The sequence below is a fragment of the Marinobacterium sp. NO-S09 genome (genome assembly GCF_059179545.1).
This window is the reverse complement of the sequence record NZ_CP168954.1, coordinates 2,651,712-2,676,299: the sequence shown is the minus strand read 5'-3', so window position 1 is coordinate 2,676,299 and position 24,588 is coordinate 2,651,712. Positions and strand designations below refer to the sequence as shown.

Here is a 24,588-nt window from a genome sequence, read left to right as displayed (position 1 = left end):
CATGAAAGAGCAGCACAAGAAGCAACTGGTCGGTCTGGCCGCAGTACTGGTCTCGGCACTGGTGCTTTTTCCGTTGCTGTTGGATGGATCCGGCTATCGTGAGCGTCACCTCAAGGACCGTATCCCGCCTGCACCCGATATGCCCGAATTGGCTCACATTGAGCCTCAGTCAACTGCGCTGCCTGATACCTCTGAAGTGGCACCGCCGGCGCAGCCGGCTGTGGTCGCAGTACCGGCTCCTCCCTTGCAGGAAGCCGTAGCCGCGGCACAGCCCAGTATCGATGCCAGCGAAGATACGCCGCGTCTTGATGAGCAGCAGGTGCCGGTGGCCTGGACGCTTCAGCTTGCCAGCTTCCGTGACGAAGCCAACGCGAGGTCACTGCGCTCGGAGCTGATTGATGGGGGCTACAAGGTGTATATCCGTAATGGGCCTGATCTGGTGCGGGTCTTTGTCGGGCCGGATATGCAGCGTTCCCGGCTCGAATCACTGCAGGCGCGCTTGAAGAAGGATTATGCCCTTGAAGGCATGATCGTGCGCTTTACAACGCAGTGAAATCCCCCATTGGGTTGCCGCTGGGGCTCTGTTAGAATGCGACGCTGTTTGGGTACGGGCGACGAGAATGAATTGGGCTGACTGGACCATTATTGCCATTATCGCGGTTTCAAGCCTCATGAGCCTCAAGCGAGGTTTTGTGAAGGAAGCGATATCACTTCTGACCTGGGTCTCGGCCTTTGTACTGGCCCGCCTTTTCTCACCTTCCCTGAGTGTCCTTCTGGACGCCTATATTGCGACGCCGTCACTTCGATTGCTGACGGCCTTTGCTATTCTGTTTGTCATCACACTGATTGCCGGTGCTCTTGTTGGGGCGCTGTTTTCGGCATTGGTGGATGCTACTGGTCTAACCAGCTCTGACCGCGTGTTGGGGATGGGATTTGGTGCCGTGCGCGGTGGACTGGTAGTGGTTGTCATTGTTGCACTGTTGGGGATGACCCCTGCAGTGCAGGATTACTGGTGGAATGAGTCGCAACTCATTCCACACTTTGTATTGCTGGAAGACTGGACTCGCCAGGTGGCGAGTGACGTTGGTGAAGCGATTTGGAATATCGGCCGCTGAGACTGAAGTGCTCAGGGCTACTTTTTTAGTGACATCCTTCTGAGGTGGATTGAATGTGCGGTATCGTCGGCATTGTTGCCAAGTCTTACGTTAATCAGACAATCTTTGATGCACTCACCGTGCTTCAGCATCGTGGTCAAGACGCTGCGGGTATGGTGACTTGTGAAGGCAACCGCTTCTACCTGCGCAAGGATAACGGGCTGGTAAACGAGGTCTTTCGCACTCGTCACATGAAAAAGCTCAACGGCAATATGGGCATCGGCCATGTGCGCTATCCGACAGCGGGCAGTTCCAGCTCCGCTGAAGCGCAGCCGTTTTACGTCAACTCTCCCTACGGTATTGCCCTGGCTCATAACGGCAACCTGACAAATGCGGATCAGTTGGCTGACGAGATCTTTCGCTCGGATCTGCGTCACATCAATACCACCTCTGATTCCGAAGTGCTGCTCAATATTTTTGCACACGAGCTGCAGCAGATCGGAAAGCTCCAGCCCAGTGCCAACGATATTTTCCAGGCGGTCGAGAAGGTTCACAGCCGTTGCCAGGGTGGTTATGCAGTTGTCGCTATCATTACCGGATACGGCATTGTTGCCTTCCGTGATCCCTGTGGTATCCGCCCCGTTGTGTACGGCAAGCGCGTGAACGAGCAGGGTGAAGAGGAATACATGGTTGCGTCCGAGAGCGTTGCGCTGGATACGGCCGGCTTTGAGATGGTACGTGACCTGATCCCGGGTGAGGCGATCTTTATCGATATTGAAGGCAAGGTCTCAACACGTCAGTGTGCCGCGACCAGCAAGGTTGCGCCCTGTTTGTTCGAGTATGTCTATCTGGCGCGTCCCGACTCCATCATTGATGGTGTATCCGTCCATCACTCTCGCATGGAGATGGGCGTTAAGCTGGCTGACAAGGTGAGACGTGTCATGCCGGAGCACGACATCGATGTCATCATTCCGATTCCTGATACCAGCCGTACCGCCGCACTTGAGATGGCCAATTCTCTGGGCGTGACTTTCCGTGAAGGCTTTATCAAGAACCGCTACATTGGCCGTACGTTTATCATGCCGGGTCAGACCCAGCGTAAGAAATCCGTACACCAGAAGCTGAACCCGATCCAGGCTGAGTTCCGTGACAAGGTTGTCATGCTGGTGGATGACTCCATTGTGCGTGGTACCACCTCCAAGCAGATCGTGCAGATGGCGCGTGAAGCCGGTGCGCGCAAGGTGTACTTCGCCTCTGCAGCCCCTGAGGTGCGCTTCCCCAACGTTTACGGTATCGACATGCCGTCTGCTACCGAGCTGATCGCTCATGGACGAACTGCGGATGAAGTGGGTGAGTACATCGGGTGTGACTGGATGATGTATCAGGACCTGCAGGACCTCAAGGACTCAGTCAGTGCCTTTAATCCCGAGATCACCGAATTCGATACCTGTGTGTTTGATGGCCAGTACGTGACCGGCACTGTGGATCAGGATTACCTGGCACGTGTGGATGCCAAGCGTAATGATGATGCCAAACAGGCAGATCCGAGTGATGCCGAGGACGGCAACGAGTCCGCTGACCTGCATAGCAAGATTGATTGAGGAGGGTCGATGACTCAGTCCAGCTTTGAGCGCGAAGCCCGAATTCACTTTACGGCCGAACAGGATTTGTCAGTCGACACCCTGGCTGTACGTGCCGGTCAGAACCGTACTGCGGAAGGTGAGCATTCCGATGCCATCTTCCCCACCTCGAGCTTTGTTTTTTCGTCCGCACGTGAAGCCGCTGCACGGTTTGGTGGTGATGAAGAAGGGAATATCTATTCCCGTTTCACCAACCCGACGGTACAGGCCTTTGAGCAGCGCATTGCTGCCCTGGAAGGTGGCGAGCGTGCTATTGCAACTGCATCCGGCATGGCAGCGATTCTGAACCTGGGGCTTGCCCTGCTGCAGCAGGGCGACCATGTTGTGTGCTCCCGCAGTGTGTTCGGTTCTACCGTTTCCCTGTTCACCAAGTACTTCACTCGCGCCGGCATCACCACCACGTTTGTGGATCCGGTTGATCCGGCGGCCTGGGAAGCGGCAGTCACTGACAATACGCGCATGTTTTTCATGGAAACGCCGTCGAACCCGTTGGCGGAGCTCAGTGATATCAGTGCGATTGCCGAGATTGCCCATCGTCATGATGCGTTGGTTGTCGTCGATAACTGTTTCCTGACGCCTGCTTTGCAGCGTCCGCTGGATTTTGGTGCTGATGTGGTCATGCATTCGGCTACCAAATATATCGACGGTCAGGGCCGTTGTGTTGGCGGTGTGCTGGTTGGGCGTGACAAGGAGATGGAAGAGGTCTTTGGTCTGGTGCGCACCGGTGGTGCCTGCATGAGCCCGTTTAACGCCTGGGTTTTCCTCAAGGGGCTGGAAACTCTGCCGTTGCGTATGCGGGCGCACAGTGAAAGCGCGCTGGAAATTGCCCGCTGGCTGCAAACCCAGCCAGGTGTTCGCAAGGTGTATTACTCCGGTCTCGAAGATCATCCCCAGCATGCACTGGCCTGTAAGCAGCAGAGTGCGTTTGGTGGTGTGCTGGCCTTCGAAGTAGAAGGTGAGCGTGAAGAGGCCTGGCGTTTTATTGATGCCACCGAGCTGGTCTCCATTACCGGTAACCTGGGCGATGTTAAATCCACCATTACACATCCTGCCACGACGACGCATGGTCGTATGAGTGTCGAAGAGCGCGAAGCGGCGGGTATTCGTGAAGGCTTGATCCGTTTCTCGGTTGGCCTTGAATCCATTGCCGACCTTAAAACTGACCTTCAGCGTGGCCTCGACGCGCTGAAAGGCTAATCCCTGCCCGGCCGGGGAAGCCTTCCCCGGCCTTTGAAGATTCCTGTACCCATGCAAATACATCTGGCACCAATGGAAGGGGTTCTGGATCACACCCTGCGTGATCTGTTAACCCGTATGCCCGGTATCGACATCTGTGTCACCGAATTTATTCGTGTTACCACGCAGTTGCTGCCGCGCTCAGTGTTCTACCGTCTGGCACCCGAACTGGAGCAGGGGTCGCACACGCCCAGTGGAGTGCCGGTATTGGTGCAACTGCTGGGGAATGATCCGTCTGCCATGGGTGATAATGCGGTGCGTGCTGCGGAGCTGGGTGCCAAGGGAATCGATCTGAATTTTGGCTGTCCTGCCAAAACCGTCAATAAAAGCCGGGGTGGAGCAATTCTTCTCAAGGATCCTGAGGAGGTTTACAGCATCACTCGCGGGGTGCGCGATGCCTTGCCGGATGAAGTACCCTTAAGCGCCAAGATGCGATTGGGTTTCTATGACAAGTCATTGGCGCTTGAAAACGCCCAGGCCATTGAAGAAGCTGGCGCCATGCGCGTAACTGTGCATGCACGTACCAAGCTTGAAGGTTACAAGCCTCCGGCGCACTGGGAGTGGATTGCCCGCATTCGTGAAGCGGTGTCGATTCCTGTTGTCGCCAATGGTGAAATCTGGACCGTTGAAGACCTGCACCGCTGTCGTGAAATCAGTGGGTGCGAAGACGTCATGATTGGTCGTGGCATGATTGCCAACCCCTTCCTTGCGCAAGCCATTGCTCAGCCTGATAAGGAGTTGGGGCCTGAAGCGACCTGGCCCAGTGTGATGCAGTTGGTGCAGGAGTATCATCAGCAGGTATCCTTGCGATTGGAGCGGCGTCATATTAATGGCCGTACCAAACAATGGCTCAAGATGATGCAGCGCCATTTTCCTCAGGCACAAGCGGTATTTGATGCGGTGCGTACCGAACGCGAGCCCGAGCGGATGACGCAGCTACTCTCAGAGCTATCAGCCTTGAATGTGAACCGGTAGGCGTCGAGCGCCCCAGTGGCCAGGCTTGGCCTCAAATAGCCCGGGCAGAGGGGTGTTGCAGTGTTTGCAGCAGCCTTGTGCGTTCAGCTGCCAGTCAATCAGTGTGTAGCCCTGGCGTTTAATCACGGCCTCGCCGCATTGACCGCAATAGGTTGTGTTGCCTTCCTGATCAGGCAGATTCCCTGTATAGACAAACTTCAACCCCTGCTGCAGCGCCAGTGTGCGCGCGTGCCTGAGGGTTGCCAGCGGGGTGGGCGGATGGTCCCGCATCTTCCAGTCAGGATGAAATGCTGTGAAATGCAGGGGGACTTCGGGATCAAGGTGGTCTCGAATCCACTCACACATGGCCAGTATTTCACTGTCTGAGTCATTCTCGCCCGGAATCAGTAAGGTTGTGATTTCCAGCCAGACATCAGTTTCATGGTGGATGTATTTCAAGGTGTCCAGAACCGGTGCCAGTTCCCCACCACAAATCCTTTTGTAAAACCGCTCGGAGAATGCCTTTAAATCGATGTTGGCCGCATCCATTTCGGCATAGAAGGCTTCTCTGGGTTCCGGACACACATACCCGGCACTGACGGCGATACTCTTGATGCCTTTGTCATGACAGGCTCTGGCAACGTCGATGGCGTATTCATGAAAGATGACTGGGTCGTTGTAGGTAAAGGCGATGCTCCTGCAATTGTGACCGAGGGCTGCCTCAGCGAGTGCCTGTGGAGACGCGCTGTCGCTCAGGCGTGCGGTTTCCCGCGAGCGGCTGATGTCCCAGTTTTGGCAAAAACGGCAGGCGAGGTTGCAGCCGGCAGTTCCGAAGGAGAGTACCGGGGTGCCCGGTAAAAAGTGATTGAGCGGCTTCTTCTCAATCGGATCGATGCAGAAACCGCTGGACAGGCCGTAACTCAGTAAGCGAATTTCATCATTAACCCGTCCACGTACAAAACAGAGCCCGCGCTGATCCTTGTTCAGCTGGCAGTAGCGGGGGCAGAGGTCACACTGAAGTTTACCGTTGTCCAGCCGGTGCCAGAAAAGGCCGGGAACGCTATGAGGGACGCCCATCGTGAATCACCTGTTTGGCTATACTCACACTATAGATCAGGAGAAAGCCAATGATGCACGCCGCAGTGAGACAGCCTGCCGTCGCCGGGGTATTTTATCCGGGCACTGAAACCGACTTGAATCAGCTGGTGGATCAGTTACTGGTACAGTCAACTGAGCTTGTTTCATTGCCGCGGCAGCCCCGTGCTTTTGTCGTGCCCCATGCCGGTCTTGTCTACTCCGGCCCGATCGCTGCGCTTGTGTATCGGCAAATTGAGCGATGGATGCCATTGGCAGGCTGGCGCCAGATTGTACTGCTGGGGCCGAATCATCGGGTCCCTCTCAGCGGGTTTGCCGGTGTGGCCGAGACTAACTGGCACACGCCATTGGGTGATGTTGCCATCGATCTGGATCTTGAGCGGTCACTGCAAGCGCGCTTTGATCTGCCTGTGCGCCAGGATGCGCATCAGCTGGAGCATTGCCTTGAGGTCCAGTTGCCCTTCTTGCAAAAGGTTGCACCCGAGGCAAGGGTTCTGCCGCTACTGGTAGGGCATACGCCAGTAGAAACCGTATCGGCCTTGATAGCGGAGCTGTGGCAACGCGAAGATGTGCTGGTATTGGTCAGCAGTGATCTAAGTCATTTTCACCCTTGGGAGGAGGCTCGGCAGCTGGATGCGCAAACCACCCGGCAGATCTTGAATCTGGAGTCCGTGATTGAACCCGAGCAGGCCTGTGGCTGCCAGGCGTTGAATGGCTTGTTGCTTGCTGCGGGCAAGGCCTGGTTAGAGCTGCGTTGTCTGGGACAAAATACTTCAGGTGATACCGCAGGCGATAAAGCTCGTGTGGTGGGGTATGGCGCCTATGCCTGTTACTGATGTGCTGCCCTGTAATGCTTTACTTGCAATTGCGCGCCAGGCAATTGCCAAGGCTTTGCGGTATCGATATGCGGCGCTGGACCTTTATGAACTGGATTCGCCCCTACTGCAATTGGAGCGAGCGAGTTTCGTAACCCTTGAAAGCGACGGTCGGTTAAGAGGCTGTATAGGATCGCTCTATGCGCGGCAGACTCTGGCAGAGGACGTGCGCCATAATGCGGTGCAGGCCGCATTGCATGATCCGCGCTTTCAACCTTTGTTGCCGCATGAGCCAATACGTATCAAGGTATCGGTGCTTTCGCCGCTGGAAGAAATGGATGTTGCCAATGAGGCGGAGCTTGTCAGTCAGTTAAGGCCCGGCCTGGATGGGATACTGATCCGGGTTGGTTTTCATCAGGCCACCTTTCTACCGGATGTATGGCAGAGCCTGACAACCCCGGAGGCTTTTATGCAGGCGTTGAAGCAAAAGGCAGGTATGGCTTCCGGTGAATTGGACAGTGATCTGATGCAGGCATGGCGTTATTCGACACAGATCTGCTCCGAGCCCGATGAAAAGAGTATCGAGCTCGGTCAGTAAAAATATGGTCGATTAGAGGTCTTCGTGGGACTGCGCAAAGCGGTCTACGTCATTGGTGATCTCAACATCAACCTTGGGAGCGGGGATGCGGAAGTCATAGACACGTTCCCAGCCATCTGACTCAGGGGTACGCTCCCATACGGTGCCGGCATTGTATTCGACCAGCTCTGTCAGGGATGGGTCAATTTCGCAGATACGCTCCAGTGGAATAGGGGCCATATTCACGATTTCATCAGCCAGAAACTCTTCGGTTTCATAACCGGTAAACATGCGCCATCCAGTGTCATTCAAGTGCTCGGGGACTGTCTTGTACATGAAGCGGATCGGCAGTTTTTCGTCCAGCAGCAGGCGTGATACCAGTGCCAGATAGCCGTTTTTGGTCTGGGCAGTTTCCTGTTCAGGGGTCGGGTTCTGATCGGGCGTTGGTGATTTCATGGGATTACCTGTCTGCAGCCTGTTACAACGATTTCAGGCGTCAGATTATATCAGTTAGGTCTGCCAAGGTGTTCCCGGATAACAAAAAACCCCGCCGAGGCGGGGTTTTGTAGGGATCATGTCGCTTGAGCGACTAATCCGGTCTTAGGCTTCAACAGTCGGGATAACGCTGCCGGCTTTTTCGACGTAGTTGTCCATCTGGTCGAAGTTCAGGTAGCGGTAGATCTCGCCAGACATGCTGTCGAGCTTGCTCGCGTACTCCATGTACTCCGCCGGAGTCGGCAGTTTGCCTTCCAGAGCCGCAACAGCCGCCAGCTCGGCAGACGCCAGGTATACGTTGGCGCCGTCACCCAGACGGTTCGGGAAGTTACGGGTAGAGGTAGACACTACAGTGCTCTTGGCAGCAACACGTGCCTGGTTACCCATGCACAGAGAGCAGCCCGGCATTTCCATACGTGCACCGGCCTTGCCGAACACGTTGTAGTAGCCTTCGTCGCTCAGCTGAGCCTGGTCCATCTTGGTCGGCGGTGCGATCCACATGCGTGTCGGGATGGACTTGCCGGAAGACTCCAGCAGTTTACCCGCAGCGCGGAAGTGGCCGATGTTGGTCATGCAGGAACCGATGAAGACTTCATCGATGTTCTCGCCCTGGACTTCGGACAGCAGGCGCGCATCATCCGGATCGTTCGGAGCACAGAGGATCGGCTCTTTGATTTCGGACAGATCGATTTCGATCACTTCAGCGTATTCGGCATCAGCGTCGGCACGCATCAGGCTCGGGTTGGCCAGCCACTCTTCCATGCCTTTGATACGACGTTCAATAGTGCGCACATCACCGTAGCCTTCAGCGATCATCCACTTCAGCATAACGATGTTGGAGCGCAGGTACTCGGCAACGGAGTCTTCAGACAGGGTGATGGTGCAGCCTGCAGCAGAACGTTCAGCAGAAGCGTCAGACAGTTCGAACGCCTGCTCGACAGTCAGTTCTTCCAGGCCTTCGATTTCCAGTACGCGACCGGAGAAAGCGTTCTTCTTGCCAGCCTTTTCTACAGTCAGCAGGCCCTGCTTGATTGCGTAGTAAGGAATGGCGTGTACCAGATCACGCAGGGTGATACCGGAGTTACGCTTGCCTTTGAAACGAACCAGGATGGATTCAGGCATGTCCAGCGGCATAACGCCGGTAGCAGCTGCGAATGCAACCAGACCAGAACCGGCCGGGAAAGAGATGCCCAGCGGGAAGCGGGTGTGAGAGTCACCACCGGTACCAACAGTATCCGGCAGCAGCATGCGGTTCAGCCAGGAGTGGATTACACCGTCGCCCGGACGCAGGGATACACCGCCGCGGTTCATGATGAAGTCCGGCAGGGTGTGGTGAGTGTTTACGTCAACCGGCTTCGGATAAGCAGCGGTGTGACAGAAAGACTGCATGGTCAGGTCAGCAGAGAAGCCCAGGCACGCCAGATCTTTCAGCTCGTCACGGGTCATCGGACCAGTGGTGTCCTGTGAACCAACGGTGGTCATCTTCGGCTCGCAGTACATGCCCGGACGTACACCGTCCATGCCGCATGCTTTACCAACCATTTTCTGTGCCAGGGTGTAACCCTTGCCAGTGTCAGCCGGCTGCTCAGGCTTGCGGAACAGGTCAGACTGACCCAGGCCCAGAGCTTCGCGTGCCTTTTCAGTCAGGCCGCGACCGATGATCAGCGGGATACGGCCGCCAGCGCGTACTTCGTCCAGCAGGACCTGTGTCTTCAGACCGAAGGTGCAGATGACTTCATCAGTACCGTGCTTGCACACTTTACCTTCGTACGGGTAAACGTCGATCACGTCACCCATGTTCAGGTCGTCAACCGGCATTTCGATCGGCAGGGCGCCAGCATCTTCCATGGTGTTGTAGAAGATCGGAGCGATTTTGCTACCGAAGCAGTAACCACCGGCACGCTTGTTCGGTACGTGCGGGATGTCGTCACCGAAGAACCACAGCACAGAGTTGGTAGCGGACTTACGGGAAGAACCGGTACCCACTACGTCGCCGACGTAGGCAACCGGGAAGCCTTTGGCTTTAACTTCTTCAATCTGAGCCAGCGGGCCTTTAACACCCGGCTCTTCCGGGTTAATGCCTTCACGTTCCATCTTCAGCATGGCGTTGGCATGCAGCGGGATGTCAGGACGTGACCAGGCATCCGGAGCCGGAGACAGATCGTCGGTGTTGGTTTCGCCCGGTACCTTGAATACGGTAACAGTGATCTTTTCAGCCACTTCAGGCTTGGAGGTGAACCATTCACCTTCAGCCCAGGACTGCATAACCTGCTTGGCGAAAGCGTTACCCGCTTCAGCTTTTTCCTGTACGTCGTGGAAAGCGTCGAACATCAGCAGGGTGTGAGACAGTGCTTTGGCAGCGGTCGGTGCCAGTTCGTCGATGTCCAGGCATTCGATCAGCGGCGCGATGTTGTAACCGCCCAGCATGGTGCCCAGCAGTTCAACAGCCTTAACCTTGTCCACTAGCGGAGAGGAGGCCTCGCCCTTGGCGATAGCTGCCAGGAAGCCTGCCTTTACGTAAGCAGCCTGGTCCACACCCGCCGGTACACGGTTGGACAGCAGATCAACCAGGAACTCTTCCTCGCCAGCCGGCGGGTTTTTCAGGAGTTCAACCAGAGCTGAAGTCTGCTCGGGATCAAGCGGCTTCGCGGGGACGCCTTCTGCAGCGCGTTCTTCTACATGTTTACGATAAGCTTCAAGCACGATATGGCCCTCATCTGTTTTCACCGCCAACTCGCGAGATGTAACTCTGCCAGCGGCGTATCGACTAGGTATCGAATGGTGATTGGCGGGGCGAATTCTAGCGAAAGGCAGGGGCAAAGTTAAGTTTTTGTCGACAATTACTAAACTAAAGAATGATGCCGGGGCGTAGTGCTCGCAAGCGCTGCAGACAAATCCACTCTTTTTAAAGGGTGAAAAAACGCGTGCTCAGTGTGTCGTTTAAAACTGTCTATAACTTGTCAACTTGACTATGCTGAGGTGTTAAAGAGGATATTAATTAAATAGTTGTTTGACTGAAATGAGGGTATGTGACGCTTAATTGAGACGGGCTTAGAAGCGGAGTACTGGCGTGGATCACGATTCGGTACTGTTTCAGAAAAATGGCTTGCTGTTGCCGCAAAAATGCCTAGGATCAAAGGATAAATTATTACGTCGAAACGCTGTAATTACAGTTGTTTGTGTTGGGTGCCTGGTTTCGCGACGTGCCGTTTGATGCGCGTCAATATTAATGAAGCTGTATTTGAAATCAGGTATGAAGCTACGTATAACGTTTGAACACTTTATCTCAGGTAGGAGGTAACCTAGATGAACCCAGCAGTCGGTCAGGCTGAGGTGGCACAGGATGAGCGCCCAAGTCGTTCAGATCTGGAACTATGCAAGTTGCAGATCATGTTCAGCCTTCAGGCGGACAAGCGACTCATCTATGTCGGTGTTCAGCCTACTGTGGCGTTGCGTTACCTGACCAGGCTTGTTGCCGCCCGCCCGCGTGTACTTCGCAATCATATCCGTCGTGTGTACCTGGCCATTCAATGTGCCGATAGCGAACGCGTAACCGGAGCGTTGATTGATCTCCTGCTTGTGCTGAGAGGGCGTGGTCAATTCCTGGTTAACAGGCTCATTCAGCAAGCAGGACCGCTGCTGCTCTCCGAGCATCGCATCACCATGAACAAGGCTGTCGATACCCGTGAGTTGGATCTCTTGTCCAGTTTGCCCCTAGATTATTCGGTACTGAGCAACGGGCGTTGCACCAGGCTGTCGATCCAGAAACAACTTCACTGAGCGGGGTAATAGATAATCGTTATGTCGGTCAGTGAACAGCTAACAATTACAACTTCCGGGTTCGCTGCCAAAGAGCAGGCAATGCTGGAAGTTTTCTTCGGCGGTCGCAATGCTATTGGTTACAACCTTGTTTCCGGTGGTGATGCCGATGCGCTGATGATAAACCTCAAGGATGAGGCTGCCGAGCGACACCTGCAGAACTGGTTGAATGACGCCGGCAAGCCCTGGGTTGCTGTGGTCGATAGCAAAGCCGACAAGCCGTCCCGTAATGCAGGCGTCTACATTGAAAGGCCTCTCAGTATCAAGGCATTGCAGGAAGGGCTGAGCGATCTCAAAAAGCTTGTTCAGTCAGGCGTGAAGGCAAAAGCTGAACCGCAAACTGCCAAAAATGCTCCCTCTAAACCTCTGAATGACCGCGATCGTGCGCGTGAAGAAGCCTTTGCCGAGTGGCAGGCGCGAAAGCAACGTAGCACTCAAGCCGCTTCGTCCTGGCAGGGTGAGCACAAGAACCGGGAAGAAGCCGGTCTTAACAGTCGATTCAGTGTTCATCGTAATGAGCTCAATAGTCTGATTCTTGAAGCGCAAAAGCAGGTTCAGGAGAAGCAGGCCAGGCTGGAAGCTGAAGGCAAGGTCGCGCCTGCGCCAGAACCTGAAATAGTTCCAGAGCCTGAGGCACCCAAAGTGCCCACGCTGTCGGCTGAAATGATCCTTCAGTGCTGTGGCAGCTTATCGGACGTCAATCTCGATGAGGCTACTGAGCGTCGACGTGTCTATTTCAGCCTTGATGGCTTGATGCTTCCCTGGATTCTGCGTGCCGTCAAAACCGGTAATGAAACAAATAACATCCAGCAGATTGTAGGCGTGCCAGGCGCCTTGTTCTATCTGCCGGCAGAGAAGGCTTTTTTGGTCGGTATGGACTCCGATCTACTCCTGCAGCTGACACGAACCCGTTTCGGGTTTGATGAGTTGTCGTTGCTGGATAAGGAGCCTGACCAGGAACTGCCCAAAGGCAAACGGGTAGCTGCTGATGAATTGGTGTGGCAGCTGGCCTTGTTTACGGCTCGTGGGCGCGTGTCCGATTCGCTCTCCGCTGAAGAACCTCTGCTGTTGGCTGAGATTCCTGACTTTGAGCGTTTGTTGGAAACACCGCATGCGCGCAGCATTGCCGAACTTTGGCAGAGTCAAAGGCTGTCAGCTCGTAATGTGGCTGATATGTTGAGTATCCCTCAACGTTTTGTCTTTTCGTTCCTGGTGGCAGCGGACGCCGTCGGCCTGTACTGTCAGTGACCGAAACGTGTGCAACACACCCACGGATCTTTCGGAGTTAAAACGTGAATCAAGATCAGAATGAGACCCCGCGGTATTTTCAGGTCACCCCCAGCGGGGCCTATTACGCCACGCTTTCAACCAGTAATGATGCTCTCAGGGCTTTGTTGCTGCAGCTACTGAGTGCCGATACCCATATTCCTTATCTGGGCGCACTGCTACAGAAACTTACAGGCCTGCCTGAAGCAGATGCCCATGCATTGTTGGACAAGGCGGTGCAGCACGGGTTTGTTGATCTGCCTGAAAACCCTGAGCCGATTGCCAGTGGTACGATTGAGCAGTTGTTGCCTGAGTATCTTCCTCGCCTGGCGGATGGCCGGGTGCTTTTGGCCGACGACCAGGGCTTCTGCCTGGGGCAGTCCGGCTTTGATCCTGACGAAGCTGAAGCTGTAGCGGGTATGGCTGCTGACCTTGTGTCTCTGCACGAGCGTCATCAGTCTTTGCTGGCGCGGCACCTTGGGTTTGACGGCTCGTCTTGGGCTTTGGTCGACGCAGTTGGTCAAAGTGAGTTGGGCTTCTGGACCCTGCACGTAGGTGAACAGAAGTTCCTGCTGATTCTGGAAGGGATGCCTCATCTGAACCGGCAGCCTTTTGTTGATTTGATGTCGGTTCTGATCCGACGCTACCTGGATTACTGATGAGGCAGACTGGCTGCCTTATACAGATTTACAACCAGCGCTAATGGCCTAAAAGGAGACTACCATGCGCTCAGAAATGTTGACCTCAATTCTTAACGATCTCAACGGGACATCGGCTGAAATCGAAGCCTCCGCGGTTATTTCCACGGATGGTCTCGTGATCGACTCCCTGCTGCCGGCAGGCATGGATGAAGACCGTGTAGGTGCGATGAGTGCAGCGATGTTGTCGCTGGGTGAGCGCACATCCCAGGAGCTTGCACGTGGTGAACTGGAGCAGGTTCTGGTGAAGGGCAAGGACGGCTACATTCTTATGACGCACGCCAACCCTGAGTCGGTGCTTACAGTGGTTGCCAAAACCAATGCACGTTTGGGTCTGATCTTCCTGGACGTAAAACGTGCTGCGGATGCGATTGGCAAGATTCTATAAGCGTTTAACTGTGTTTGGCGTGCGCCTGCCATACAGGCGCCGCTTACTCGGTTTGGAGTGTGTATGTCCGAACAAGATACGGCTGCCGCTCGTGAGGTGCTGATCAAGTATTTTGATGGTACCGAACGGCTTGCAAGCATTGTCGATCAGGAGGTGCCATACCCCGACGGGAAGTTAATCGTTTCACGAACTGACCCACAGGGTATTATCACTCATGCGAATCGTGCCTTCATTGAAATGTCAGGTTACACGCGTGAAGAGCTGATCGGAACCAATCACTATATTCTGCGTCATCCGGATATGCCTGCAGTGGCTTTCAAGGATCTTTGGGATACGGTTGCTCAGGGTAAAAAGTGGCAAGGGTATGTCAAAAATCTGCGCAAGGATGGTGCTTACTACTGGGTAAAAGCGACCGTGATCCCCAATATTCGTAATGGTCAGTTGGTCGGTTATACCTCGGTACGGCGTAAGCCCTCACGCAGCAAGATTAATGAGAGTGAAGCCTTGTACGCCACGCTCAGATAGGGAGGTTCTGCGATGGCATTGAACTTGTCAGTCAGTCCTGATTTTCCACCGACGCACTTGTCGGGCTGGTTTATTTTCAATACCTGGTTGCAGCGTCAGTTGGGCGAAGGCGTTCATCTTGAGCTGTATGACAGTTTCGAGCAGCAGCGTGAAGATATTCGTGCTGGCAAGCTTGATCTGATTTACGCCAATCCCTATGACGCCTCGATGCTGGTGCGTGAACTTGGGTTCAAGGTGCTGGTGCGCCCCCGAAATCGCGCTGACGAAACGGTTATTGCCGTACGTGCTGATGATGAAGTCACCTGTGTAGAAGATCTGGCGCCGGGATTGAAAGTTGCCACGACCGCTGATCCTGATGTCCATATCATGGGCATGATCATGCTTGAGTCTGCTGACCTGGATGCCACTAATGTCAGCTTTAAAGAGCTGGATAGTTATGTGTTGGTGGCCAAGGCACTGCTGAATCGCGATGCCGATGCGGGGTTCTTCCTCAAGGCTGGCTTTGAGGAGCTTTCTGAGCTTGTGCGCAGCAAGATGAAGCCTCTTGTCAGCAGTCAGATCAGTGTTGTCCATCATACGCTGGTCGCGGGTCCTCGCATGCAGGCGCACATGGATACATTGACAGATCGGCTTGTAAATATGGAGCATGATCCCAAAGGAATTCCCGTACTGAAAAGCATGGGGCTTGATGGCTGGGATGTTATGGAAGAAGAGCAAACCGAGTTCATGATCGACCTGATCGATACACTGGTTGATTGATTTCAAGGTTCGTCGTGTTTGTTATACCGGAAGGGGCGCCAAGTGCGCCTCTTTTGTTATCGGCTGTACCGTGCTGGTATTCGCGTAAATGAGTTTGTAGAATTTGCGCCCATTATTAATGACCCTTTCTTTAGCAGGCCTTTACTGAATAGTTCTGGCCTCATGCTGTTAAATGCGAGCAATCAGATGGATGTACTTGACGAAATCAAAGCCTTTTTGGGCTGTGAAACACCGCGTGAGTGGTTGGAGCTGGCAGCGCGCCCTGAAGCCTTGGGTTTGTTGCTGACGGATCATGCTCACTGCGAAAAAAAGGCGGCGTCTACCGCGATGACGCTTATGTTCAGGTACGTTGACCGCTCTGACCTGCTGAACAAAATGTCTCGTCTTGCTCGTGAAGAGTTGATCCATTTTGAGCAGGTTCTGGGCATTATGGATGGGCGAGGGCTGGAGTATGGCCATCTAAGCCCGGCACGCTACGCCGCAGGATTGCGCAAGGATGTGCGTACTTCCGAGCCGGGGCGCTTGATTGATGTGCTTATTATTGGCGGGTTTATTGAAGCTCGCTCGTGTGAGCGTTTTGCGGCGCTGGCGCCGGATCTGGATGACGAGCTTGCCCGTTTTTATCGGTCATTGCTGAAGTCGGAAGGGCGTCACTATCAGGATTATATCTCGTTGGCACGCGAGTATGCGGGCGAGCCGATCGATGATCGTGTGGAGCATTTCCGCCAGTTGGAAGCAGAACTCATACGTACAGAAGACGATGAATTCCGTTTCCATAGCGGCAAGCCTAGTCAGGCGCTGCTAGAAAATCCTGAAGCTCTGCAGGCCCGTCCGGCAGCTTAAAGGCATAGAGTCGGCTACCTTTTTGATCTTGTTCGAGGTACCAGCCGTGCGTATCCCAGTCACCCAGGACGATGCGCACGCCGCCTGTCTTTGATTGCTCGGTGTGAATTTCAGGGCGGTGAGTATGGCCGTGAATCATTAGTGGCGCGGCTTCTTGTTCAAGCGTTTGGCTGACGGCTGAAGGGCTGACATCCGTAATATCCTGTGCCTTCTGCGCAGTCTGCTCCTGGCTTGCCTGTCGCAGCTGGCGTGCCAATTCCAATCGCTCCGGCACTGATTTGCTCAGAATGGCAGCTTGCCACTCCGGGTTTCTGACCTGTTTTCGAAAAGCCTGGTAGTCGATATCATCCAGGCAAAGCTGGTCGCCATGGAGGAGAAGGGTTTTACCGTGTGCGCTTTCGATAACCTGGCATTCTGGCAGTAGCTCTGCACCAATGCGGTCCATAAAAGCTTGTCCAACCAGAAAATCCCGATTGCCGTGCTGGAAATAGATCTTTACGCCTGATTGTGAAACGCAGGTGAGCGCGTTATACACCGGTTGCAAGAAGTCCGGGGCGGCATCATCACCTATCCAGGCTTCGAATATATCGCCCAACAGGTACAGTTCGTTCCCGTGAACGGCTTTTTCATTCAGGAAATGCACAAACGCCCGGATGATATCCGGGCGTTTGCTGTCGAGATGGAGGTCTGCAACGAAATACCGGAGCATTAGCCTTCTGCGTCCTCGACACGTGCCGATTCGATAACAATATCTTCGGCAGGTACATCCTGGTGGCCGGCGCGCATGGTGGTTGAGGCTTTCTTGATCTTGTTGACCACGTCCATGCCTTCTACCACTTTACCGAACACAGCGTAGCCCCAGCCTTCAGTTGTTTTCGCGGTATGGTCCAGGAAGCTGTTGTCGGATACGTTGATAAAGAACTGTGCAGAAGCAGAATGCGGGTCCATGGTGCGTGCCATGGCAATAGTGCCGGCAGCATTGGTCAGGCCATTGTCAGCTTCGTTCTGAATGGGCTCGCGAGTTTCCTTGGGAATCATGCCGGGCTCAAAGCCGCCGCCCTGAATCATGAAGCCGTCAATCACCCGGTGGAAAATCACACCATCATAAAAGCCATCACGAACGTACTGCTCGAAGTTTGCCGCTGTATTGGGGGCTTTTTCGTGATCCAGTTCCAGAGAGATGGTGCCAAGATTTGTTTGCAGGATGATCATGTCCGGTTCCCTGTGTCTCTTAGTTTCTTATGAGTGTCGCTATTATACTCAAGTATTATGCGGGTGCATCCTCTAAGCGTCTATTGCATTGAGTTGGCGTGCGTGCAGGCCTTAACTACGGTTATAATGCCGGGATCAGTTCCGGCCTTCAGGCCGGCCCTTATCAGCTTCGACAAGACATGGATATGACCACGAACGACAGCACTAAGCCGAACAACTTTATCCACCAGATTATTGAAGATGATCTTGCCCAAGGCCAGAACGGCGGAAAGGTGGTAACCCGTTTCCCGCCGGAGCCGAACGGCTATCTGCATATTGGTCATGCCAAATCAATCTGTCTGAACTTCGGCACAGCGCTGCGGTTTGGTGGTGAGTGTAATCTGCGTTTTGATGACACTAACCCGGAAAAGGAAAGTCAGGAGTACATCGACTCCATCGTTGAAGATGTGCGCTGGCTGGGCTACGACTGGGCGGGTGAGATTCGGTACAGCTCCGAGTACTTCGATCAGCTGTATGACTGGGCTGTGCACCTGATCAAGGAAGGCAAGGCATACGTCGATAGCCTCAGTGCGCATGAGATGCGTGAGTTTCGTGGCACGCTCAAGGAGCCGGGCAAGAATAGCCCTTACCGTGATCGCAGTGTTGAGGAAAACCTCAACCTGTTTGAGAAGATGCGTAACGGTGATTTTGAAGAAGGCGAATGTGCGCTTCGTGCCAAGATCGATATGGCCGCACCGAACATAAATCTGCGTGATCCGGTGATCTATCGCATCCGTCATGCCCACCATCACCAGACGGGTGACAAATGGTGCATCTATCCTTCATACGACTTTACCCACGGTCAGTCGGATGCGCTGGAGGGTGTTACACACTCTATCTGTACGCTGGAATTTGAAGATCACCGCCCGCTGTATGAATGGTTCATTGAAAACCTGCCGGTACCGGCTCAGCCGCGCCAGTATGAATTTGCGCGCCTGAACCTGAACTACACGGTGACCAGCAAGCGTAAGCTCAAGCTGCTTGTCGATGAAGGCCAGGTCAATGGCTGGAATGATCCGCGTATGCCAACCATTTCCGGTATGCGTCGTCGTGGTTTTACGCCGGCATCTATCCGCAACTTCTGTGACATGATCGGCGTTACCCGCTCCAACGGTACTGTTGACGTGGGCATGCTGGAAGCGGCAATCCGTGAAGATCTGGATGCCAATGCACCGCGCGCCATGTGTGTGGTTGATCCGATCAAGGTGACGATCAGCAACTACCCGGATGGTGAACAGGAGTGGTTCGAACTGCCTGCACACCCGAAGGACGAGTCCATGGGGCTGCGTAAGGTTCCGTTCACGCGTAACCTGCTGATTGAGCGTGAAGACTTTGCCGAAGAAAAACCGCGCAAATGGAAGCGTATGTCGCCGGGCGATGCTGTGCGCCTGCGTGGTGCCTATGTTGTTCGTTGTGATGAAGTGATCAAGAACGAGCAGGGTGAGGTTGTGGAATTGGTATGCAGCTATGATGCTGACACCAAGGGGCAGAACCCGACTGACTACAAACCCAATGGCGTAATTCACTGGGTGTCGGCTGACAACTCCGTGCCTTGTGAGGTGCGCTTGTATGACCGCCTGTTCACCGAGCCTAATCCTGATGGTGACAAGGAGCGTGACTTCCATAGCTTCATCAACCCGGAATCGCTGAAGGTCATGCCAAATGCGCGTGTCGAAATCGGTCTCAAGCATGCTGTTGCTGAAAGCCGTTACCAGTTTGAGCGTACCGGTTATTTCTGCGTTGATCCGGATTCCACCGAAGAGCAGCTGGTATTCAACCGTACCGTGACGCTGCGTGACTCCTGGGCCAAGATCAAAGGCAAGTGAGCAAGCGGATACGGCATTTGAGCCGGTTACGGGCGGCAGTCTTGCTGCCCGTGCTGGGTCTCCTGCTGTCGGGTTGTGCAGCCTCAAGGGCTGTTCCGACCGGTGAGTTGCTGAATGTTGAGCAGATGGGTTTGCTGGATGCATCCATCAGCGAAACGTCCGGACTGGCTTTCGGTCGGGATGCTTTCTGGACCCACAATGACAGCGGTGATGGGCCCTCCATATATCGTCTGGCGTCCAATGGTGAGGTGGTTCAGTCAGTTGAGCTGCTTGATGCTGTGAGCCTTGACTGGGAAGAGATGGCTGCTTCCGACTCCAATCTCTATGTGTTTGATTGTGGTAATAATATCGGCCATAGAGAATGGATGCAGGCATATGCCCTGAGCTGGTCTGATTTGGGTTCCAGGCAGCAGCAGGTCCCTTCGCGACTGCTTGAGTTTCGTTTCGCAGATGCTGAACGGGTTCATGCGGCCTATGAGCATGATAATGATTGTGAGGCGGCTGCCTGGGTTGATGGCGAAATCTGGTTGTTTACTAAAAATTGGTCTGACCTCAATACTCGTCTCTATCGGCTTGACCCCAATGCAGAAGGGCGGCAGGCTTTATTTAGTGAGCACTCTTTCCCGGTTAACGGTTTGATTACAGCGGCAGATTATGACCAGCAGACGCAAACACTGGCACTGCTTGGTTATACCAAAAGCCGACTGAGTCCCAGGCCGTTTATTTGGATGTTACCGGTAGAAAGCTCAGAGCCGGTTTGGTCGGATGCGCGCTTTCACTGGGTTTCTCCGGCCGGGCAGTGGGAAGCTATTACCTGGCATCAGGGTGATCTCTGGCTGACACGCGAGTCGAGCCTACTTGGGCAGGCCTGGCTTGGACGTATACGTATTTCCGGCAATGACAGTTACTGATACACCGCTTTAAAAGCGGTTCTTTTTTAAGTTCGGCGGACACTAATGCTTCATATTTACAATACTCTGACAAACAGTAAAACCGTCTTTACCCCCATAGAGCCCGGTAAGATCCGCATGTATGTATGTGGCGTGACCGTATATGACTATTGTCATATCGGCCATGCGAGGGTCATGGTGTCTTTCGATCTAATCACGCGCTATCTACGCGCGCGCGGCTGGGATGTTGATTATGTGCGCAACATCACTGATGTTGATGACAAGATCATTCGTCGTGCGGCCGAGAATGACGAACAGGTTGATCAGCTGACCGAGCGCATGATTGCCGCCATGCATGAAGATGAAGATCGTCTGTTCGTGTTGCGCCCTGATCAGGAGCCGCGTGCAACCGCGCACATGGGCGATATCATCGACATGGTTCAGTCGCTGGTAGAGAAAGGCTATGCGTATTCGGCGAGCAACGGTGATGTGTATTACCGGGTCGAGCGTTTTGCCAACTATGGCCGCCTCACCAATAAGGTTATTGAAGACCTGCGCTCTGGTGCGCGCGTTGAAGTGGAAGAGGCCAAGGAGAGCCCGCTCGACTTCGTATTGTGGAAGGCTGCCAAGCCTGGAGAAGTGAGCTGGGATTCCCCCTGGGGCAAAGGGCGTCCTGGCTGGCACATTGAATGTTCGGCCATGTCCAAATGCTGCCTGGGTGAAACCTTTGATATTCATGGTGGTGGTCCTGACCTGCCGTTCCCGCACCATGAAAATGAGATCGCTCAATCTGAAGCCGCAAACGGTTGTACCTATGTGCATTACTGGATGCATGCGGGTCCTGTGCGCATGGGAACTGAGAAAATGTCCAAATCACTGGGCAATTTCTTCACCATTCGTGATGTGCTGGAGCACTATGACGCGGAAGTGGTGCGCTATTTCCTGTCCAGCGTTCATTACCGCAGTTATATCGATTACTCCGAAGATGGTTTGAAAGAAGCTAGAAGTGCGCTTGAGCGTTTTTATCAGGCGTTGCAGGCGGCTGGCGACCTCTCTACCGCTGAAAGCGGTGTGGGCTCCGAATATGAAGAGCGCTTCTTTGCGGCCATGGATGATGATTTCAACACACCGCGGGCGCTGGCGGTCCTGTTTGAACTGGCTTCCGAGCTGAATAAGGCAGTGCGTGAGCAGCTTCCTGTTGCCAAGCCGTTGGCGCTTGAGCTGAAGCGTCTCGCTGGCATGATTGGCCTTTTGCAGCAGGATCCGGACGCCTTCCTGAAGGGTGAGGCTGCTGAAGGTGAGCTGGGTGCCGAGGCGATCGAATCACTGATCGATAAGCGTAATCAGGCGCGTAAGGATCGCAACTTTGCGGAAGCGGATCGCATTCGCGATGAGCTGCTTGAGCAGGGAATCGTTCTGAAGGACAGTCGTGAAGGTACTAACTGGTATCGCGAGTAACAGTCCGCAGGACTGATACTGGTAAGAGTAAAAGGGCGCCCGAGTGGCGCCCTTTTTAATGCTTCTATGCAGGCTTGCGCTGGTTCTGCAGAGTCATCAGTTGTTGCTGGTTTTCTGAAGCCGTACCTTTGGTCACATCCTGCAAAAGACAAACAAAGTGTGTGGTTTTGCGCTGTTCATCTCGCACGGCGGAAATTTCAGTGCTTTGAACAAACAGCTCCCCATCTTGTTTGCGGTTGATGATGTGGCCCTGCCAGTGACCATGCTGTTTAAGAGAGCGCCAAAGCTCAAAGAAAAACGGCTTGCCGTGCTGCCCTGAATTCATGATGGCTGCATTCTCTCCGATTATTTGTTGTCGGGTGTAGCCGGTCATGGCTTCAAATGCCGGATTAACCATTTCGATAGTACCTGCTGCATCGGTAACCATGATGGCATCGTGGTTTTGCAGAATCAGTGTTTTGGCAATACCGGCTTCGCGTCGAGTCTGTTTCTCGGCGGATATGTCACGGAACAGGACCTGGACAGCGTTTTCACCGTTGAGATGAATCAGGCTGCTGGTCACTTCTGCCTCAAATGTGCTGCCATCCTGGCGCACAAGTGTCTGTTCGCTGGGAGGCAGGGGCTCGCCGGGCTGGCGTGAGCTGGAACGCTTTTTCACGATGTCCATGCTGTCAGGATGAACCAGTTCTCGCACATGCCTTGAGTACAGCCCTTCAGGGGATTCATAGCCAAACAGCCGGGCTGCATGGGTGTTCGCAAGCTCGACCTGTCCGTTAATATGAACGACAACCGCCTCTGGGCACTGCTCGAACAGGATACGATAACGGTCATGTACCTCGGCAGCCTGGGCTGACAACTTATGATTGAGCCGGTCCGTGCGTGTTCGAGCGATGATGAATGACATCAGTGTGAGTGCCAGAAACAGCGTGACTGCCAGACCGGCCACCAGTGTGTTCATGTCAAACTGGCGATCGAACAGGGAATTGATGCGGGTGTCCAGAGAGTGGAAATCAAGCCGGATTCGCTCTGAGCCCAACTGAATATAACGGGTGCCTGAAGGGCCATTCAGCTCCGTCTGGTCTGGATGGCTGTCGAATGTCGGTTCCAGATCAGGCTGGCGCGGATCGTAGAGACGAATCTGCATTTGACCATTCTGGGGTTGCAGGCTTTGGGCGATGATTTTGCTCATACTGAAGCCAAGCGTGGTCCAGCCCAGGAACTCCTCGGATTTGCCCTGTTTCTGGTGCGTGACCGGAAGCAGCAGAAGGTAATCCAGAGAGCTGACATCAGTAGGTAGCAGTGACAAAGGAGGCGTAACACTCACCACGCCAGATTGTCGTGCCTCAAGTGCCGCGTTATAGCGCGATGGGCCGCTGGCAATATCATACCCGCGCATACGCCGTTCAATGGATCCCGGGCTCAGATAAAGCACAACAAAACTTGGACGGGCAATAGAGGGCGGTGGAAAAATATCCAGCGCTTGCTCATCAATTTGGTGTCTTGCAGCAAATATTGCCTGCTGTCCGGCAGGCACATAGGCGGTATAACTCAAGCCGACTATGCCAAGGCTGGCAAAATCGAGGTCAAAAGAGTCAAACATGCGATGCCAGTGTTCTGACTGCTGCCGGGGCTCCAAGTCTGCTGTATTGAGGAGCGTGCCTCGGGCAGACTGAAGTAACAGGCTGAAGTGCGCAACGCGTTCCTGTAGTAGGTGTGTGACCTGATCGGCTCGGGAGTTGAAGCGTCCATCAACGGCATCACGGGTGCTTTGGGCGCTCTGGTGAGAAACTAGCAAGCTCAGAGCCAGGCCCAAAACAAAAAGAATGAGAATAAGTGCGGGGCTGGACCAGAAAGGAGGGGAGTCCTTGGGGTCCAGCTGGTTCGGCTGCGTCCTGCTGAATTGAACCATAGTCGTCGGTAATCCTTACCGTGTTGAAAGAGGCCGCCCGCAAAAGCGGGCAGCGGCAAATCAGGGCGCCAGTGTGTTGGCGGCCTCCAGTGTATTCTCCATAAGCGTAGCAACAGTCATGGGGCCAACGCCACCGGGAACGGGGGTGATCCAGCCTGCACGCTCGGCAGCCGGAGTGTATTCAACGTCGCCCACCAGGCGGCCATCATTCAGGCGGTTGATGCCTACATCAATAACGATGGCACCCTCTTTGATCCATTCCCCTTTAACCAGCCCGGGAATACCCACGCCGACCACAACGATATCCGCACGACGTACATGGGCTTCGAGATCGCGGGTAAAACGGTGAGTCGTGGTGGTCGTGCAGCCCGCCAGCAGCAGCTCAAGCGTCATCGGACGACCCACAATATTGGATGCACCTACGATAACAGCTTCCTGTCCGTGCAGATCAACGCCGGTTGAATGCAGCAGGGTCATTACGCCCTTGGGTGTGCAAGGACGAAGTGCCGGGATGCGTTGTGCCAGTCGACCCAGGTTGAAGGCATGGAAACCGTCTACGTCCTTGTCAGGGCGGATCTGTTCCAGTACTTCAGTTGCATCCAGATGCTTGGGCAGAGGCAGCTGGACCAGAATGCCGTCCACCTCGCTGTCGGCGTTAAGTTCGTTGATCAGTGTGAGCAGTTCTTCGCGGCTGGTTTCAGCGGGAAGGTCGTAGGCCTTGGATTCGATGCCTACTTCGGTGCAGGCGTTTTTCTTGTTGCGGACATAGACCTGGGAGGCGGGATCGCTGCCGACCAGTACCACGGCGAGACAGGGGGCGCGTTTGCCGGCCTGCAGGCGGGCGTCTATACCGGCTTTCACCTGTTGGCGTACGTCCGCAGCGTTTTTTTTGCCATCAATGATCTGTGCGCTCATGAGTGGGATATATTCCTTTGCTAAGCTGGGTAAGGTTAATAGCCTGATTTTCTCATCTTTAGGGGTCAGGGCCAATGCACTTTTTTGTCGTACAACTTGTGTACAGAGCCTTGTTTCTGCAGAAAAAATTCAAAT

Annotated in this window: 24 protein-coding genes; 17 read left to right on the top strand and 7 right to left on the bottom strand. The window is 54.2% G+C overall.

Annotation, left to right across the window (positions count from 1 at the left end; translation table 11 throughout):
• The first annotated feature begins 1 nt into the window (after window position 1).
• The 5 genes from O3C79_RS12425 to O3C79_RS12405 all read left to right on the top strand — a co-directional run bounded on the left by O3C79_RS12425 (window position 2) and on the right by O3C79_RS12405 (window position 4,945).
• Entirely contained in the window at window positions 2–553 is a 552-nt protein-coding gene (locus O3C79_RS12425) for an SPOR domain-containing protein (protein WP_494383344.1), read from the top strand.
• Window positions 554–620: 67 nt separating this feature from the next.
• On the top strand, window positions 621–1,115 hold the full coding sequence (locus O3C79_RS12420) for a CvpA family protein (protein ID WP_494383343.1): 495 nt from the start codon (window positions 621–623) through the stop codon (window positions 1,113–1,115).
• A 53-nt stretch (window positions 1,116–1,168) separates the two neighbouring features.
• Window positions 1,169–2,695: an amidophosphoribosyltransferase gene (gene purF / locus O3C79_RS12415; RefSeq protein ID WP_494383342.1), complete on the top strand. Its 1,527-nt coding sequence runs from the start codon at window positions 1,169–1,171 to the stop codon at window positions 2,693–2,695.
• A 9-nt stretch (window positions 2,696–2,704) separates the two neighbouring features.
• Window positions 2,705–3,931 carry an O-succinylhomoserine sulfhydrylase gene (locus O3C79_RS12410; RefSeq protein WP_494383341.1) on the top strand — a complete coding sequence of 409 codons (1,227 nt, stop codon included), beginning with the start codon at window positions 2,705–2,707 and terminating at the stop codon, window positions 3,929–3,931.
• Window positions 3,932–3,982: 51 nt separating this feature from the next.
• Entirely contained in the window at window positions 3,983–4,945 is a 963-nt protein-coding gene (locus O3C79_RS12405; RefSeq protein WP_494383340.1) for a tRNA dihydrouridine synthase, read from the top strand.
• Here O3C79_RS12405 and amrS read toward each other — a convergent pair.
• Window positions 4,922–6,001, bottom strand: coding sequence for an AmmeMemoRadiSam system radical SAM enzyme (gene amrS / locus O3C79_RS12400; protein ID WP_494383339.1), 1,080 nt, complete (start codon window positions 5,999–6,001; stop codon window positions 4,922–4,924). The two genes, O3C79_RS12405 and amrS, sit on opposite strands and share 24 nt — an antisense overlap.
• A 50-nt stretch (window positions 6,002–6,051) precedes the next feature.
• Between amrS and amrB the strand changes: the two genes are divergently transcribed.
• Both amrB and amrA read left to right on the top strand, forming a co-directional pair.
• Window positions 6,052–6,855, top strand: coding sequence for an AmmeMemoRadiSam system protein B (amrB, locus tag O3C79_RS12395; protein WP_494383338.1), 804 nt, complete (start codon window positions 6,052–6,054; stop codon window positions 6,853–6,855).
• On the top strand, window positions 6,842–7,432 hold the full coding sequence (gene amrA / locus O3C79_RS12390) for an AmmeMemoRadiSam system protein A (protein ID WP_494383337.1): 591 nt from the start codon (window positions 6,842–6,844) through the stop codon (window positions 7,430–7,432). Before amrB ends, amrA begins: the two co-directional genes overlap by 14 nt.
• Before the next feature lie 12 nt (window positions 7,433–7,444).
• Here amrA and O3C79_RS12385 read toward each other — a convergent pair whose 3' ends face one another.
• Together O3C79_RS12385 and acnB are read right to left on the bottom strand one after the other, a co-directional pair.
• Window positions 7,445–7,867 carry an immunity protein Imm33 domain-containing protein gene (locus tag O3C79_RS12385; protein ID WP_010322963.1) on the bottom strand — a complete coding sequence of 141 codons (423 nt, stop codon included), beginning with the start codon at window positions 7,865–7,867 and terminating at the stop codon, window positions 7,445–7,447.
• Between the two features lie 144 nt (window positions 7,868–8,011).
• On the bottom strand, window positions 8,012–10,609 hold the full coding sequence (gene acnB, locus O3C79_RS12380; RefSeq protein WP_010322964.1) for a bifunctional aconitate hydratase 2/2-methylisocitrate dehydratase: 2,598 nt from the start codon (window positions 10,607–10,609) through the stop codon (window positions 8,012–8,014).
• Between the two features lie 603 nt (window positions 10,610–11,212).
• Between acnB and O3C79_RS12375 the strand changes: the two genes are divergently transcribed.
• The 7 genes from O3C79_RS12375 to O3C79_RS12345 all read left to right on the top strand — a co-directional run bounded on the left by O3C79_RS12375 (window position 11,213) and on the right by O3C79_RS12345 (window position 16,204).
• Window positions 11,213–11,686: a hypothetical protein gene (locus tag O3C79_RS12375; RefSeq protein ID WP_494383336.1), complete on the top strand. Its 474-nt coding sequence runs from the start codon at window positions 11,213–11,215 to the stop codon at window positions 11,684–11,686.
• Between the two features lie 21 nt (window positions 11,687–11,707).
• A complete protein-coding gene (locus O3C79_RS12370) occupies window positions 11,708–12,973 on the top strand; it encodes a hypothetical protein (protein WP_494383335.1) in 1,266 nt (421 codons plus the stop codon).
• Between the two features lie 44 nt (window positions 12,974–13,017).
• Window positions 13,018–13,650 carry a hypothetical protein gene (locus O3C79_RS12365; protein ID WP_076461362.1) on the top strand — a complete coding sequence of 211 codons (633 nt, stop codon included), beginning with the start codon at window positions 13,018–13,020 and terminating at the stop codon, window positions 13,648–13,650.
• A 64-nt stretch (window positions 13,651–13,714) separates the two neighbouring features.
• Entirely contained in the window at window positions 13,715–14,077 is a 363-nt protein-coding gene (locus O3C79_RS12360; protein WP_010322968.1) for a roadblock/LC7 domain-containing protein, read from the top strand.
• A 63-nt stretch (window positions 14,078–14,140) separates the two neighbouring features.
• Complete coding sequence (locus O3C79_RS12355) at window positions 14,141–14,602, top strand: PAS domain-containing protein (protein WP_076461360.1); 462 nt, start codon at window positions 14,141–14,143, stop codon at window positions 14,600–14,602.
• A gap of 12 nt (window positions 14,603–14,614) precedes the next feature.
• Window positions 14,615–15,361: a phosphate/phosphite/phosphonate ABC transporter substrate-binding protein gene (locus O3C79_RS12350; RefSeq protein WP_010322970.1), complete on the top strand. Its 747-nt coding sequence runs from the start codon at window positions 14,615–14,617 to the stop codon at window positions 15,359–15,361.
• Between the two features lie 186 nt (window positions 15,362–15,547).
• Complete coding sequence (locus O3C79_RS12345; protein WP_417534145.1) at window positions 15,548–16,204, top strand: MiaE family protein; 657 nt, start codon at window positions 15,548–15,550, stop codon at window positions 16,202–16,204.
• On the opposite strand, the gene O3C79_RS12340 is transcribed toward O3C79_RS12345, so the two are convergent.
• Both O3C79_RS12340 and O3C79_RS12335 read right to left on the bottom strand, forming a co-directional pair.
• Window positions 16,149–16,913: a UDP-2,3-diacylglucosamine diphosphatase gene (locus tag O3C79_RS12340; RefSeq protein ID WP_494383334.1), complete on the bottom strand. Its 765-nt coding sequence runs from the start codon at window positions 16,911–16,913 to the stop codon at window positions 16,149–16,151. The genes O3C79_RS12345 and O3C79_RS12340 overlap by 56 nt on opposite strands.
• Window positions 16,913–17,416, bottom strand: coding sequence for a peptidylprolyl isomerase (locus O3C79_RS12335; protein ID WP_076461356.1), 504 nt, complete (start codon window positions 17,414–17,416; stop codon window positions 16,913–16,915). The genes O3C79_RS12340 and O3C79_RS12335 overlap by 1 nt, the downstream gene beginning before the upstream one ends.
• 185 nt (window positions 17,417–17,601) lie before the next feature.
• On the opposite strand from O3C79_RS12335, the gene O3C79_RS12330 reads away from it, so the two are divergent.
• The 3 genes from O3C79_RS12330 to cysS are packed head-to-tail and all read left to right on the top strand — an operon-like array spanning window position 17,602 to window position 21,629.
• Entirely contained in the window at window positions 17,602–19,281 is a 1,680-nt protein-coding gene (locus tag O3C79_RS12330) for a glutamine--tRNA ligase/YqeY domain fusion protein (RefSeq protein WP_010322974.1), read from the top strand.
• A 17-nt stretch (window positions 19,282–19,298) separates the two neighbouring features.
• Window positions 19,299–20,192: a hypothetical protein gene (locus O3C79_RS12325; RefSeq protein ID WP_494383333.1), complete on the top strand. Its 894-nt coding sequence runs from the start codon at window positions 19,299–19,301 to the stop codon at window positions 20,190–20,192.
• A gap of 45 nt (window positions 20,193–20,237) precedes the next feature.
• Window positions 20,238–21,629, top strand: a complete 1,392-nt coding sequence (gene cysS / locus O3C79_RS12320; RefSeq protein WP_494383332.1) for a cysteine--tRNA ligase — start codon at window positions 20,238–20,240, stop codon at window positions 21,627–21,629.
• Between the two features lie 64 nt (window positions 21,630–21,693).
• Here the strand turns inward: cysS and O3C79_RS12315 are convergent, their stop codons facing one another.
• Complete coding sequence (locus O3C79_RS12315; protein ID WP_494383331.1) at window positions 21,694–23,538, bottom strand: CHASE domain-containing protein; 1,845 nt, start codon at window positions 23,536–23,538, stop codon at window positions 21,694–21,696.
• Window positions 23,539–23,598: 60 nt separating this feature from the next.
• Window positions 23,599–24,453, bottom strand: coding sequence for a bifunctional methylenetetrahydrofolate dehydrogenase/methenyltetrahydrofolate cyclohydrolase FolD (folD, locus tag O3C79_RS12310; RefSeq protein ID WP_494383330.1), 855 nt, complete (start codon window positions 24,451–24,453; stop codon window positions 23,599–23,601).
• Window positions 24,454–24,588 lie beyond the last annotated feature (135 nt).

Bases quoted from the DNA above. Each gene is read 5' to 3' on its own strand.
- O3C79_RS12355 (WP_076461360.1), top strand. From the start codon at position 14,141: ATGTCCGAACAAGATACGGCTGCCGCTCGTGAGGTGCTGATCAAGTAT.
- O3C79_RS12345 (WP_417534145.1), top strand. From the start codon at position 15,548: ATGGATGTACTTGACGAAATCAAAGCCTTTTTGGGCTGTGAAACACCG.
- amrB (WP_494383338.1), top strand. From the start codon at position 6,052: ATGATGCACGCCGCAGTGAGACAGCCTGCCGTCGCCGGGGTATTTTAT.
- O3C79_RS12385 (WP_010322963.1), bottom strand. From the start codon at position 7,867: ATGAAATCACCAACGCCCGATCAGAACCCGACCCCTGAACAGGAAACT.
- purF (WP_494383342.1), top strand. From the start codon at position 1,169: ATGTGCGGTATCGTCGGCATTGTTGCCAAGTCTTACGTTAATCAGACA.
- O3C79_RS12330 (WP_010322974.1), top strand. From the start codon at position 17,602: ATGACCACGAACGACAGCACTAAGCCGAACAACTTTATCCACCAGATT.
- cysS (WP_494383332.1), top strand. From the start codon at position 20,238: ATGCTTCATATTTACAATACTCTGACAAACAGTAAAACCGTCTTTACC.
- amrA (WP_494383337.1), top strand. From the start codon at position 6,842: ATGCCTGTTACTGATGTGCTGCCCTGTAATGCTTTACTTGCAATTGCG.
- O3C79_RS12405 (WP_494383340.1), top strand. From the start codon at position 3,983: ATGCAAATACATCTGGCACCAATGGAAGGGGTTCTGGATCACACCCTG.
- O3C79_RS12315 (WP_494383331.1), bottom strand. From the start codon at position 23,538: ATGGTTCAATTCAGCAGGACGCAGCCGAACCAGCTGGACCCCAAGGAC.
- O3C79_RS12360 (WP_010322968.1), top strand. From the start codon at position 13,715: ATGCGCTCAGAAATGTTGACCTCAATTCTTAACGATCTCAACGGGACA.
- O3C79_RS12350 (WP_010322970.1), top strand. From the start codon at position 14,615: ATGGCATTGAACTTGTCAGTCAGTCCTGATTTTCCACCGACGCACTTG.
- amrS (WP_494383339.1), bottom strand. From the start codon at position 6,001: ATGGGCGTCCCTCATAGCGTTCCCGGCCTTTTCTGGCACCGGCTGGAC.
- O3C79_RS12340 (WP_494383334.1), bottom strand. From the start codon at position 16,913: ATGCTCCGGTATTTCGTTGCAGACCTCCATCTCGACAGCAAACGCCCG.
- O3C79_RS12420 (WP_494383343.1), top strand. From the start codon at position 621: ATGAATTGGGCTGACTGGACCATTATTGCCATTATCGCGGTTTCAAGC.
- O3C79_RS12410 (WP_494383341.1), top strand. From the start codon at position 2,705: ATGACTCAGTCCAGCTTTGAGCGCGAAGCCCGAATTCACTTTACGGCC.
- O3C79_RS12425 (WP_494383344.1), top strand. From the start codon at position 2: ATGAAAGAGCAGCACAAGAAGCAACTGGTCGGTCTGGCCGCAGTACTG.
- O3C79_RS12375 (WP_494383336.1), top strand. From the start codon at position 11,213: ATGAACCCAGCAGTCGGTCAGGCTGAGGTGGCACAGGATGAGCGCCCA.
- O3C79_RS12335 (WP_076461356.1), bottom strand. From the start codon at position 17,416: ATGATCATCCTGCAAACAAATCTTGGCACCATCTCTCTGGAACTGGAT.
- O3C79_RS12370 (WP_494383335.1), top strand. From the start codon at position 11,708: ATGTCGGTCAGTGAACAGCTAACAATTACAACTTCCGGGTTCGCTGCC.
- folD (WP_494383330.1), bottom strand. From the start codon at position 24,453: ATGAGCGCACAGATCATTGATGGCAAAAAAAACGCTGCGGACGTACGC.